General features: G+C 70.5%; 9 protein-coding genes. 4 read left to right on the top strand and 5 right to left on the bottom strand.

Features of this window, described 5'->3' with window-relative positions; all coding sequences use genetic code 11:
• Positions 1-21: 21 nt before the first annotated feature.
• From ACFWX1_RS04255 to ACFWX1_RS04245, 3 genes are read right to left on the bottom strand one after another with little or no spacing between them, the layout of a single operon-like run.
• The gene (locus tag ACFWX1_RS04255; protein WP_378383668.1) at positions 22-1233 is read right to left on the bottom strand and encodes an MFS transporter; all 1212 of its coding nucleotides are present in this window, start codon (positions 1231-1233) and stop codon (positions 22-24) included.
• A gap of 49 nt (positions 1234-1282) precedes the next feature.
• On the bottom strand, positions 1283-2602 hold the full coding sequence (locus tag ACFWX1_RS04250) for a peptide ligase PGM1-related protein (RefSeq protein WP_378383666.1): 1320 nt from the start codon (positions 2600-2602) through the stop codon (positions 1283-1285).
• A gap of 29 nt (positions 2603-2631) precedes the next feature.
• Entirely contained in the window at positions 2632-3927 is a 1296-nt protein-coding gene (locus tag ACFWX1_RS04245; RefSeq protein WP_378383664.1) for an alanine racemase, read from the bottom strand.
• 195 nt (positions 3928-4122) lie between these two features.
• Between ACFWX1_RS04245 and ACFWX1_RS04240 the strand changes: the two genes are divergently transcribed.
• The 3 genes from ACFWX1_RS04240 to ACFWX1_RS04230 all read left to right on the top strand — a co-directional run bounded on the left by ACFWX1_RS04240 (position 4123) and on the right by ACFWX1_RS04230 (position 7405).
• Positions 4123-5028: a TauD/TfdA dioxygenase family protein gene (locus ACFWX1_RS04240; RefSeq protein WP_378383662.1), complete on the top strand. Its 906-nt coding sequence runs from the start codon at positions 4123-4125 to the stop codon at positions 5026-5028.
• A 125-nt stretch (positions 5029-5153) separates the two neighbouring features.
• Positions 5154-6278, top strand: coding sequence for a fatty acid desaturase (locus ACFWX1_RS04235; RefSeq protein ID WP_378383660.1), 1125 nt, complete (start codon positions 5154-5156; stop codon positions 6276-6278).
• On the top strand, positions 6275-7405 hold the full coding sequence (locus tag ACFWX1_RS04230) for an aminotransferase class V-fold PLP-dependent enzyme (protein ID WP_378383658.1): 1131 nt from the start codon (positions 6275-6277) through the stop codon (positions 7403-7405). Before ACFWX1_RS04235 ends, ACFWX1_RS04230 begins: the two co-directional genes overlap by 4 nt.
• On the opposite strand, the gene ACFWX1_RS04225 is transcribed toward ACFWX1_RS04230, so the two are convergent.
• Positions 7402-9405 (bottom strand): GTP-binding protein, encoded by a 2004-nt coding sequence (locus tag ACFWX1_RS04225; RefSeq protein WP_378383656.1) that lies wholly within the window; start codon positions 9403-9405, stop codon positions 7402-7404. The genes ACFWX1_RS04230 and ACFWX1_RS04225 overlap by 4 nt on opposite strands.
• A 381-nt stretch (positions 9406-9786) precedes the next feature.
• Between ACFWX1_RS04225 and ACFWX1_RS04220 the strand changes: the two genes are divergently transcribed.
• A complete protein-coding gene (locus ACFWX1_RS04220; protein ID WP_378383654.1) occupies positions 9787-11046 on the top strand; it encodes a helix-turn-helix domain-containing protein in 1260 nt (419 codons plus the stop codon).
• 28 nt (positions 11047-11074) lie between these two features.
• Here ACFWX1_RS04220 and ACFWX1_RS04215 read toward each other — a convergent pair whose 3' ends face one another.
• The gene (locus ACFWX1_RS04215; protein ID WP_378383652.1) at positions 11075-12142 is read right to left on the bottom strand and encodes a prenyltransferase/squalene oxidase repeat-containing protein; all 1068 of its coding nucleotides are present in this window, start codon (positions 12140-12142) and stop codon (positions 11075-11077) included.
• Between the last annotated feature and the right edge of the window lie 781 nt (positions 12143-12923).

The following is a 12923-nucleotide window of genomic DNA, read 5'->3' as shown; positions in this document are numbered from 1 at the left end:
CACGTTGGCAAGTCGCTCCCCTCACCCGGCAGGGACGTCACCCGACACCGCCCGCGCCCCGCCGCGCTCGGCCAGGCCACTGGCCAGCACGATGACGACGGAGATCACCCCGCCACCGAGAATCGCGACCGTCGGCGAGGCATGCGCCATCACCAGCGCCGCCGTCACCGCCACGATGCTGTAGCCGACGCCGGTCGTGGCGTACATGATCGCGTAGCCCGCGGTGTGCGCCGCCGCCGGGAGACGCCGCCGCAGTGACAGGTTCCTGGTCACCAGGACACAGGACTGGAAGATCCCGCCCACGGCCAGGGTCGCCCCGATGGCCACGACCCCGGGCAGCACCGCGACGAGGCTGATGGCCGTGATCGTGATCAGCAGGACCACGAATCCCTGCGCGCGCACGGTGCCCGGCCACGTGCGCCTGCCGTAGAGGAAGCCGCCGACCACGCTGCCGACCCAGAACACCACCAGCAACGGCGCGACCGTCGCCACCGGGATGCCCTTGGACTCCAGCAGCGCGGGCAGCACCAGCTCCATTGTGGACACCATCGCCATCGACGCGGCGGCAGTGAGGTAGATCGGCCACGCCGAAACGAGCGTCCGGGCCCGGGATCCGGTGTGCTGCGCGGATTCGGCGTCGTCGGTCACGGTCAGCTCCGGCAGGAGGAAAACCAGGGCGACCGCGGCGACGTCCAGCACCGCGCCCAGCGCCATGGGCACGCCGGGGCCGGCCTGGAGGGCGAGCACCGCCACCAGTGCCGGAGCCGCCGCCCACACCAGGCCGTTGAGCACCGCCTCGGCGCTGAGCACCTTCGGCGCGTCGCGCTCGGGCACCAGGTTCGTCAGCAGCGCGCGCATCCCGCCGGGCGACGCCGCCGGGCCGAAGCCGGAAAGGAACGTGACGGCGAACAGCAGCCACGTGGGCAGGCTCTGGCCGAAACCGAGCACGGCGTAGGACACCGCGCCGAGACCGAGCCCGCACCCGAGGTGGATCCTGGCGTGGCGCGGTGAGAACCACATCCCCAGCAACGGCGCCCCGACGACCTCGGCGATGACCCAGACCGCGGCGAGTGTCGCGCCCAGCGTGTACCCGCCGGGGAGTTCGCGGGCGAGGAAGACGAACGCGAGCGGTGCCATCGCGATCGGCAGTTTGTTCGCCAGCGCGGCGAGTCCCCAGACCAGGACCTCCCGGGTGGCGATGCTCCGGTAGCCGACCGTCGCCGTGTCACTCATGAAACGTCGTGTTCCTTCCCCTTGATCCGTCCCGGCCGGCCGACGCGGTTCAGTCCGGGAACACCCTCAGCAGCTCTCGCTCCAGTATCTCGGCGCTCGCGACGTCCTCGCCGATCACGCACGCTTCCCCGCCCGTACCGTCCGGCCGCGTGCCGGACACCGCGATCACCACGCCGGTGCGGGTGAGCGGATCGTAGGCGAGACCGCTCGCGGAAAGCTTCTTGACCGCCAGATCGAATTCGGGGAAGGCGACCTCGCGGCGTTCGATCAGGCAACGGTCGGCGAGGTAGTCGCCGCCGACGACGCGGGAGCCGATGGTGAACAGATGGGTCGATCCGCCGCAGCGCGCGTTGAACTCGTTGAACAGGATCCGCCCGTCCGGCACCAGCATCGCGTCGATGTTGTTCAGACCGCGGTAGCCGATCGCGCGCAGGGCCCCGGCCAGCCGGATCAGCTCGGCGAGGAAACCGGAGAACGCCGGGCTCTCCGCGGTTTCCGGGCGGACCGGGATGAGCACGCCCTCGATCACCGGTTTCATCCGGATCTGGCCGTGTCCCAGCACTTCCACGCCGTCGTCGGTGATCGCGACCTCGCCCCAGAGCGGGACCGCGCCCGGGATGTAGTGCTCCACCACCACCCGGCGGCGTCCGCCGTGGGTGTACCAGTCCCATCGCTCGCGCACGTGGGCGTCCAGTGCGGCGCGGTCGCCGAAGCACGCGCTGCGCAACGCACCCGCCACCTCGACGTCGTCCCGGCTCAGCAGGACTTCGTTGCCGAACCCCGCGACGTTCACGTCCTGTTTGACGATGACGGCCCCGCCCGCCGACAGCAACCGCCACGCGAAATCCACGACGGTCTCCGGCCGGTCGGCGACCACCCCGTCCGGGACGGGCAGGCCGATGCCGCCGCTCATCGCCCGGAACACGACCTTGCTGTTGCCCAGTTCGTTGCCGCCCTGGTCCATGAAGGTAAAGCCGGTCGTGCCGTGCTCGAGGCCGAGCTCCCTGGTCAGCTGGTTCACGGTGGTGTCGAGATAGAACGCGTGGAGCCCGGTCAACGCCCTGTCGCGTACGTGACCGGCCAGCGCGGAAACGAAGCCGGGATCGGCCAGCCGCCCGGCGGTCAGCACGTCGGGCAGCCCCGCCTCCGGCGGCACCACGACCTCGATCGAGCCCGGGTCGATCCCGAGAAGTTCGGCCACGTAAGGAAGCACGCCGTCGGGTGGCCGGATCGGGAGGACCACCGTGTCGCCGGCACGCGCGTCCCACAGCATCCGCTGTCCCTGTGCGCCGATGTGCCGACGCGACTCGGCGGACAGCTCCGCGTACCCCGCCTCGTTCGACCAGTTCCCGACTACCAACCGTCCCACGGGGTCTCCAATCAGCGCGCTGGGCAGGATCAGAAGAACGTGCGTACCAGCTCGACCACCACGTCGCCCCTGGTGACCGGGATGAGCTGCCATTTGTCGAACGCGGTGCACGGATAGGCCAGGCCGAGGCCGACCCAGTCGCCGACCGCGATGGCGTTGCCCGCGGCCACTTTCACGAAGACGTGCTGATCGTTGATCTGGTCCGCCGTGCAGTCGGTCAGCGGCCGGATCACGCCGTCGGCGCCGCGGACGACCTGCGGCTCCGGCGGCCACGCGTCGAAGGACAGATCCCGCTTGCCCGCGGTGAGCAGGGCGAGGCCCGGCTCCGGAAGGGAGGTGACCCTGGCCCACGCGCGCATCGCCGGGCGGAGCGTCCATTCGCCGGACGTCTCCCGGGAGAACGGGTCCATCCAGCGGTAGAAGCCGTCGTCGTGGGTGATGTAGCAGCCGCTGCGCAACACCGTCCGCACGGACATCTCCGCCGGCCACGGCGCGCCGAGGATTTCGGCGACCCGGTCGAAGAAACAGCTTCCGCCCGCGCTGACGATGACGGTTTCGGATTCGAACAGCCCGTCCTCGTGCAGGCGTACGGTCAGGTCCCGCATCCGGTGCAGGAATCCGTCGATGACGCCGAGGCTGCTCGGCGAAGGATCGTTGACGAGAACACCTTCGTAGCCGCCGACGCCGATCAGGCGTACGCGGGGGCTTCGCGCGGCGGCCCGTGCGGTGGCGAGGGCGTCCTCGACCGACCGGGCGCCCGCCCTGCCGCCGGTCCGGCCGACCTCGACCAGGACGTCGACCGGCCGGTCGGCGCCCACCTCGGCGAGGGCGTCCGTCATCCGGGCGACCACCTCCGGCGAATCCACGAAGCAGGCGAACTCGAACTTGCCGTCATGCGCGAGTTCACGCGTCACCCAGCGCAACGCGGCGGCGTCGACCAATTCGTTGGCGAAGAGCACGCGGGCTACCCCGAACGCGCGGTAGACCCGCAACTGCGCGGCGTTCGCCGCCGTGATGCCCCACGCGCCCGCCGCCAGCTGGCGGGCCCACAGCTGCGGAGCCATCGTGGTCTTTCCGTGCGGTGCCAGCTCGACCCCGCGTTCGCCGCACCATTTCGCCATGGTGGCGATGTTGTGGTCGAGCGCGTCGGCGTCCAGCGTCAGGATCGGGCCGAGGAAGCCGTCGTCGAAGAGGTGGAGCCCGGCGGCGGCCAGCTCGGCCACCGTGTCCCCCTCGGCGCGGACCGGCAATCCCTTGAACCGCCAGTCGATCCGCTCGGCGCCGAGCCGGTGCACCGCGCCCATGTCGATCCCGTCGAAGGTCATCCGATCCTCCCATGTCACGCCGGATCCCGAGGTTGCCACACTTGCCAAATTGTGGCAACCTCTTGGATATTCCCGGCAACATCGTTCTTCCGCGCTGTCCAGCCGTGCCGGGAAGCCGTGGCCGATCGGGGGTGATGCCGCAGGCCCTTCACCGACCGGGAACCCGAGCCGTACCAGAGGGAAAGGCACGTCAGCATGACTGGAACCATTTCGTCAGCGACCGACATCGGGGTCACCAAGCTGGCAGGCAACGTCGGTGCCGAGATCACCGGTGTGGACGCCGGGCAGCCACTCGGCGACGAGGCGGTGGCCGTGCTGCGCAAGGCGCTGCTCGACCACAAGGTGATCTACCTGCGCGACCAGCACATCGACTACGCCGCCCAAGTCGCCTTCGCCCAGCGCTTCGGCGAACTGACCCTGGGGCATCCGATCTACGGCGGCCCGGAGAACAAGCCCCTCCTGCGCGAGGTGGACTCCCGTGGCGACGGCACCCGCGCCAACCACTGGCACACCGACTTCAGCTACATGGAACGCCCGCCGTCCTTCGCGTTCCTCTACAACGTGGTCTGCCCGCCGGTCGGTGGCGACACGATCTGGGCGAACACCGCCGCCGCCTACGCCGCCCTCCCGGAGGAGCTGCGCGATCTCGCCGACCGGCTGAGGATCGTCCACTCCAACGACGCCGACTTCACCGACGACACCTACAGCGGCGACTCCCGCACGAACTACCTGGACAACGTCTTCGAGACCGAGCACCCGGCCGTGCGGGTCCACCCCGAAACCGGCGAACGGTCCCTGCTGCTGGGCGGTTTCGCCCGGCGCGTGGTCGGCATGAGCCCCCACGCGGGCCGGGACCTGATCCGCGTGCTGCAGGAGTACGCCACGAAGCCGGAGTACACGGTTCGCTGGAAGTGGCGCGTGAACGACCTCGTCATCTGGGACAACCGGGCCACGCTGCACTACGCGATCTACGACTACGACGGCCAGCACCGTCGCGGCGAGCGGGTCACCGCTTCGGGCACCGCCCCGGTCGGGGTCGACGGCAGGCCCAGCGTCACGCTCCGCGGCGACACCACTGCCTTCAACGAGGGCCGTAACTGAGGCCCGTCTCCGGCAAGCACGCGCACGGCCGTCGCCGACGGCCGTGCGCGCACCACCCGTGTTCCAGGGCGGTGATCGTCCGATGTGGACTCCGGCACTTTCCGTCTTGAGGAGCCCTGACCACGATGTCCCTAGCCGACAAGGCCGAGTCCGACCTCGACTTCGCCCGACTGTCCCCCCGGATCCGCCGGGACCTCCGTGTGCTGTGCAAGCTGGACAACTACCACGGCGCCCTCGGCCTGCTCTTCGACTACGCGGTCATCGCGGTGTCCGTCTACCTCTGCGTCGGCGTGTCCTACTGGTTCTACCCGCTGTCCCTGCTGTTGATCGGCTCCACCCAGCGCGCGCTGGTCAACATCCTGCACGAGTCCTCGCACAAGGTCCTCGCCCGCAACGGGGTACTGAACGTCCTGCTCGGGACCACGTTCTCCGGGCACCTCGTCTTCCACCTCTACAACCCTTACCGCAGCTCGCACATCGGCTTCCACCACCGGTTCCTCGGCGACGCCGAAAAGGACCCGGACTTCGAGTTCCACCGCAACTGCGGGATCTACGACCCGGCGCTGGGCAACCGCACCTTCTTCCTCCGCAACATCCTGCTCGCAGTGCTCGGGATGCGGTCGTTCGAGTACATCCGGTACGTCTTCGAGGACCGCATCCTCTTCAAGTCCACCGACGTCGCGGTGTCGATGCCGCTCAGTCTCCGCGCCGAGCGCTGGATGATCCTCGGCCTGTGGGCGGCGATCCTGACCCCGCTCGCGCTCGGCGGGTTCCTGCTGGAGTTCCTGCTGTTCTGGATCGTGCCGCTGCTGACCACCGCGATCGCCGTCGGCTGGCTGTCCGAGCTGGCCGAGCACTATCCGCTGCCGGAGAGCGAGAACCGGCAGATCCTGATGACCCGCAACCGGCACGGGTGGCCGGTGGAGCGCTTTCTGCTGGGGCGGCACAACGACAACTACCACCTCGTCCACCATCTGAACCCCGGCATCCCGTTCTGGAACATGCGCAAGGCCCACCGCGTCCTGCTCGGCGATCCCGCCTATGTCGCCTGGGACGGGCTGTGGGCCGGCATCCTCACGCGGTCGTTCGGCCGTCGTGGCAAGGAAACCCTGATCAGCTACGCGTCGAAGTACCGCGACTGGCGGCGGGCGGGCGGTGACCCGCGGGCGCTGGAACGCAGCTTCGCCGAGCTGGCCGCGCTTGGCCGCTACCCGGACACTCAGACTTCGATTTCCTCGGGGCGGCAATGACCTCGCGCGTCCACCTGAACACCGCGGGCGCCGGGCTACCCGCCCCCGGCGTACTGGACGCGATGTCGGAGTACCTCGCGGCCGAGGCGGCACTGGGGCCGTACGAAGCGGAAGCGAGCCGCGAGGAGGATCTGACCCGGACGGTGTACCAGCGCCTCGCCCGGCTCATCGGGGCCTCGCCCGACGAGGTCGCGCTGTTCGGCAGCGCGACCGACGCCTGGTGCCGGGCGGTGTGCACCCTCGAACTTCCGGCGGGCAGCCGGATCTGGACCGGCCCCTACGAGTACGCCGGGAATCTCATCGCGCTGCAGGAACTCTGCCGGCGTCGCCGGTGCACCCTCGAAGTCGTCCCTGCCCTGCCCGGCGGCGACCTGGACCTGGACTGGATGCGCGCGGAGCTGGACGAACGGGTCGCGCTGGTGTCGATGGTGTACCTGCCGTCCGGGATGGGCGTCGTCCAGCCGGTGGCGGAGATCGGCGCCCTGCTGCGGGATTCCGCCGCCGTGTACGTCGTCGACGCCTGCCAAGCCGTCGGCCAGCTGCCGATCGACGTCGCCACGATCGGCTGTCACGTCCTCACCGCGGCGGGCCGCAAGTTCCTGCGCGGACCACGGGGCAGCGGGTTCGGCTACCTCCGGCGTGACCTCTGGCCGCGGATCCGGCCCCCGTTCCACGATCTGCACGTCGCCGAGGTGCGGTCCCGGGACGAATACGACGTCGACCGCGGGCGCGCGATCCAGTTCGAGACGGCCGAACGCAGCAACGCGGTGGTCCTCGGCCTGCTCGCCGCCGCGGAGCACGCACTGTCCACACCGGACGGTGCCACGGCCGAGGTCTACGACGCGCTGGTCGCGGCCGTCGCCGAAATCCCCGGCACCGTATTGCTGGCGCCCGGGGAGAACCGGGCGGGCATCCTTTCGTTCGTCCACGACCGGGTCACGCCGGACGCCATCCGCGACGGCCTCGCCGCGCACGGCGTGACGGCGTGGGTCGGCGTCGGCGCGCACACGCCGCTCTATCTGCCCGGCGCCGGGGTGGACCGGTTCGTCCGGACCTCGGTCCACCACTACACGACGCTCGAGCAGATAGCCGTCTTCCGCGCGGCGCTGCGTACCGTACTCGGCTAGGCCCCCGCGCCCTGGATGCGTCGCCCGACGCGTAACAGGTATTCCTTGCGGTTGAGCGGATTGTGGTCGGTCCGCGCCCTGCTCGGAATCGCGCCGGTGACCGGTTCGTAGCGATCGAAGGCGTATTCGAGCAGGCCCTCGCCCCTGGTCAGCCCCGGTAGCCGCCGTTCGAGCTCGTGCACCCGCGCGGCCGGGATCGAACCCTCCACAAAGGACGACGCGCCCCGCCCGGCCGGCGCGCCCGGCACGGCACGCAACCGGACCAGCACCGGCAGCACCGACCGGAACGTGTCGGCGGGCAGCTCCAGGCGGAAGTGGTGGACCGGCTCGCACACCACCGTGCCCGCCTGCTTCAGCGCCGCCATCAGCACCAGCGGGGTGAGGTCCTTGAAGTCCCCCGCCGTGCTCGACATGCTCTTGTCGAAGGTGCCGTGCGCGTGGCTTTGCCGTGCCCAGTAACCGGACCGCGTCATGGTGACCACGCAGTCCACCACCTGCCACCCGTACAGTCCCTGGCCCAGCGCCTCGCCGACGGTTTCCCGCACGGCGTTGACGAAGGCCAGCGGCATCGACCCGAGCTCGACCTCCAGCCGGAACCGCACCCCGGCCCCGATCTCGGCGGGCTCGACCCGCAGGCCGACGGTGGCGAGGAACGGATTGGGGTGCTTGCCGATGAGCTCGACCGCGTTCCCGGTACCCACCGGCCGTTCGACGCAGATCGTGGTCGACTCGCGGAAGACGACGGACAGGCCGTACTGCTCGGCCAGCGTCGCCTCGATGACCTCCTTCTGCACCTCGCCGTAGAGCGACACGGCGAACTCCTGGCGGACGTCGTCCTGGCGCAGGTCGATCAGCGGGTCCTGCTCGGCGAGCTGGACGAGCGCCACGTGCAACGCGGCCTTGTCGGCCTGGCTGCGGGGCACCACGACGGTTTCCAGAGTGGGCGGGGCGAAGTGGTGTTCCCCGACCGGTGCCCGGGAGTCGCCGACGCCGTCCCCGATCCGGATGTCGCCGAGGCCCCACAGCTTGCCGATCTCCCCCGCGACGACCGCGTCGCGCGCACGGGCCGCGCCCCGGTCGAACACGCCGATCGCGGTCACCTTCCCGGTGCCGCCGCGGCCGAAGCGCAGCCGGTCCCTTACCCGAACGGTGCCGGAGAACAACCGGACGTAGGCGATCTTCTCCCCCGCCGGTCCCCGTTCGACCTTGAAGACCGTGCCCGAGACCGGGCCGCCGGCGTCCGCGGCCGCCGAGGGCAGGAACTCGGCGATGCCCGCGATCAGCGCGTCCACCCCGGCCCCGGTGATCGCCGACCCGAAGTACACCGGGTGTGCCAGCGACCGCCCTGTCTGTGCGGCAAGGGTCTCGCGAAGCCGGTCGTAGCAGAGGCTGGACTCGTCTTCGACGTACGCGGTCAGCAACGCGTCGTCGTGCTCGGCGAGCAGTTCGACGAGCCGGGTGGTGAAATCCGGATCGGCCGGGCCGTACGGCACCGCGTCCGCGGCCGGGGTGCCCAGCGTCTCCGGCCGCGCCATCGAGACGACCGAGGGCGTCAGCTTCGCCGCCAGCTCCCGCAGCAGTTCGTCGCCGCGCGCACCGGCCCGGTCGATCTTGTTGACGAATACGAGCGTGGGAATACGGAGCCTGCGCAGCGTCCGCATCAGCACGCGAGTCTGTGCCTGCACCCCTTCGACGGCGGAGACGACGAGAACGGCTCCGTCGAGCACGCTCAGCACCCGTTCCACCTCGGCGATGAAATCGGGGTGCCCCGGCGTGTCGATCAGGTTGACCGCGATGTCCCCGATGACCAGCGAGGCGACGGCGGATTTGATGGTGATCCCGCGACGGCGTTCCAGCGCCAGCGAGTCGGTCTGGGTGCTGCCCTCGTCGACGCTGCCGATCTCGTCGATGACGCCGACGGCGTGCAGCAACCGCTCGGTCAGGCTCGTCTTTCCCGCGTCAACATGCGCGAGGATCCCCAGGTTCAGCGTCGTGCGCAAACTCCATGCCCTTCAGGTGGGTGACAAGGACTTCCACGGCGGACACGAACGCTCGGCGCATGACGGACTCCTTTCGGGGATGCGGCGACGATACAACAGGCGGTAAGCCCATTGGCAAATCGTTATCGGGCGCGGCCGCGCGGGGCCCGCTGGCCGGGACAACGCTGTTGCCAAGGCTCCCGGCGCGCTCATCCGGCCGCGACACGCCCGGCGACCTGCGCGTGATGTACACCCCGTCGGGCTACCGCGCCCTGGTGAACCAGTACGATGTACTACGTGTTGCCAAACAGTCGGCAATCCGGTCAACCACAGGCCGGTAGTATCACCCCGGTAATGCGCCGCCCGGCCAGCACTTCCGGGTCGCGATGGCAGGGAGGAACGTTGGAACAGCCGACTTTCGGTCTGCGCCTGAAGGCACTGCGGCTAGAGCACGGCCTGTCCCAGGCCGCCCTCGCCGACGGGATCATGTCGACCGGGTACCTGTCCCGGCTGGAGTCCGGTGCCCGGCCGCCGACCGGGCGCGTGGTGGAGATGCTGGCCCAGCGGCTGGGCGTGTCGGTGTCGTCGTTCGAGACGGCGCAGGCGCCCACGCTCGCCCAGGTGCTCGCGGCGGTGACCTCGGCCGCCAGCGACGACGACCTCGCCGGGGTGCTGACCGACGCCCTGCGCACCGGTGACGGGCTGGAGCCCGCCCTGCGCTGGCAGGCGCTCTGGTTGCTCGCCAGGATGCGCGGCGATCAGGCCCAGCACGAGCAGGAGCACGAGCTGCTCACCGAACTGAGCACGCTCAGCGACACGCTGGGGGCCGACGAGTTGCGGGCGCGTGCCCGTATCCGGTTGTCCCGGTGTGTGCGCATCCTCGGCGACAACGTCAAGGCCCGGCAGCACGCCGAGGAGGCCTATGAGCTGGCACAGGGCCTGGCCGTCCCGGACCGGGCGGCCGCGCTGCAGGCCCTCGTCTCGGCCGAGGCGGAGGCGGGCAGGCTGGCCGAAGCCAGCGCGCACGCCGACGAGCTCTGCGAGCTGACCGAGCAGTCGACGGGCACACTGCTCATCGAGGCGCTGTGGGCGTCGGCGACGGTACGCATCCGGCAGGGCGACTACGACGCCGCCCGCCGGCTGCTCGAACGCGCACTGGCCAAATTGGACAGTCGCGAGGACCTGATGCTGTGGCTCCGGCTCCGGCTGGCCGCGGCTTCCCTGTACCTCCAGATCACCCCCACCGCCACCGACCGGGCGAGCGCGCTGCTCGACGAGGTCTCCTCGGTGCTCGATCTGGTGGGCACCGACCAGCACAAGCAGCAGATGCTGACGTTGCGAGCACATCTGGCGTTCGAGGAGGGCCGGACCGAGGACGCCAGGGAGCTGTGCCGCCGGATCGACCGGGAGCCGCTGCTGCTGTCCTTCCGCGACCGGATCCGGTTCCGCGTGCTGCAGAGCGAACTGGCGATCCTGGCGGGCGAGGTCGAGGAGGGCGCCAAGGCGATGAACGATCTCGGCCAGCAGGCGCGGGATTCGCTCAACGTCGAACTGGCCGCCGAGATCTGGCGGAACCTGGCCAAGATCCTGGCCCAGGTGCACGGCGTCGGCAACGGTACCCCGGCCTCGGCGAAGCCGGCCAAGCGCGCGGGGAAGTCCTGACCGGCGGCCCGTGCCCGGCGGCGGCGCGTCACGCTCCGGCGGCCGAGAGCGTGTTCAGCGCGGCGTCGGCCAGGAACTTGGTCGCCCAGTTGGGAAAGGCCAGTGGTTCGAAGCCACCGGTCAACGGCCACGAGCCGGCGAGCGCGCCGACCGCGGCGGGCTCGATCGGTTGCCGCACCTGCAGTTCCGCCAGCCGGGCCATCGTGAGCCCGCAGCGGGCGAGCAGCTCGGCGTCCCCGGTACGCCCCGCCACGTCCAGCCAGACCGTGACCAGCTGGGCGTCGCCGGTGAGGCACGCGTAGTCGGACATCGGCTCGAAGCCGGGGCCGATTTCCCCTGGCAGCAACGGATAAAGCGGGGTGCGCAGCTCCGCCAGCCCGCGGGCGCACGTGATGGCGGCCTCGGCGCAGCGGGCACCGAGCTCCCCGCCCGCCAGATCCGCGCTGCGCAGCAGACCCCGCAGCATGTAGCCGATCGTGTGCGTCCAGGGGACCTGCTCGGCGCGGAACGCGGCGCGGCCGATCCAGCCGTCCGGCCCGGCCTGCGCCAGCAGCCAGTCCAGCGATCGCGTGACGCAGGCGAGGTGCGCCGGGTTCCCGGTCAGCTCCCACGCCTCGGCCACCGCCCAGGTCACCCGCGCGGAATACGTGTTGGGATAACCGAAGTGGGACAACCAGGCGCCGGAGGGCTGTTGCGCGGCGACCAGCCAGTCCGCCGCCTTCGCGATCGCCTCCAGCACGGCCGGATCACCGTCCCGGCGCCCGAGCTCGGCCAGTCCGAGCAGGATCTGCCCGACGTCGAACACCACCGGCGGCCCGTCGGTCCCCATCCCGCCGGGGAACGCCCCGTCCGGCGATTGCAGTCCCAGCAACCACTTGCCCACTTCGCGGGCCCGGCTCGCCAGCTCCGGCCGGTCGAGCGTGTCGGCCGCGCGCAGCATGGTCGGGATCAGGTACCCGCTGGTCTCCGGGTACGGGGGCAGCCAGCCCTTGGTGAGGTCGTACCCGGCGGAGACGCCGTTGCGGCCGGTGGCTTCGTGCGCCGACACGACCCAGGTCATCGCGTGCGAGAGGACTTCGCGCAGGGGCTCGCTCATCGGTCGTTCTCCTTGTCCCGCCGGGCAGGCCGGCCACACGGGTGCCGTGGAGCGATGCGTGCTGGGGCGGCGGCGGGGCGGCCGGGGCCGTCCACTGAGGACAGTAGCTCCCGGCGTCGCATGGAACTCCCCCTTGTGCCATGACGTGCGCCCGGCGGCCGCACACTCCATGTTGGTAACGATCATGGCACAGGGTTTCCACGCGGGCAACGGTGGCGCACCACAGACCTCGGCACCCTGCTCTCGCACGTCGACACGGCCGTCGCACAAGATGCGAATGATGCCGTGATCCGAGAACGCGAGGGCGAGTTCATGATCAACAGTCCACTCGGGTGAGATCTCTTGCCTTGCGTTTGCCAAGCGGATTGGAATAGCTCTAGGCTCCACTCAGTGTCCGCTATGGTGGAAAATCCCTAGAAGCGCCCTGGGGGGCTCAATTGATCATGACCTGGTCCTTGAATTCTGCGCTCTCGCCGGTCACGGGGATATCGCTGCGGCCGCCGACGCGTTCGCACGCCGGCCTGCCACACCCGCCGGGGCCGTGTCCCACGGCCGCCGCGCTGGTGTCCAGCCCGCCGGACTCGGATATCGACTGGCCACAGTAAGCGGTTTCCCGTCATACCGAGCCGAGCGGCCGGTAAAGAATACCAGCGGTCCGCGAAGTCCGCCCGTCATTGTCGTGGGGGGGGGGGGCGGCGCGCGGGCGCGGGCGCGCGCGCGGCGGCCCGCGGCGATGCCGCCGGTCGCGGCGGTCGCCTCCGCGTCGTAGCCCGCGCCGCCG

The organism is Amycolatopsis sp. NPDC059021, from assembly GCF_042739895.1.
GTDB lineage: Bacteria > Actinomycetota > Actinomycetes > Mycobacteriales > Pseudonocardiaceae > Amycolatopsis.
This window is presented reverse-complemented; position numbering and strand designations above follow the sequence as displayed.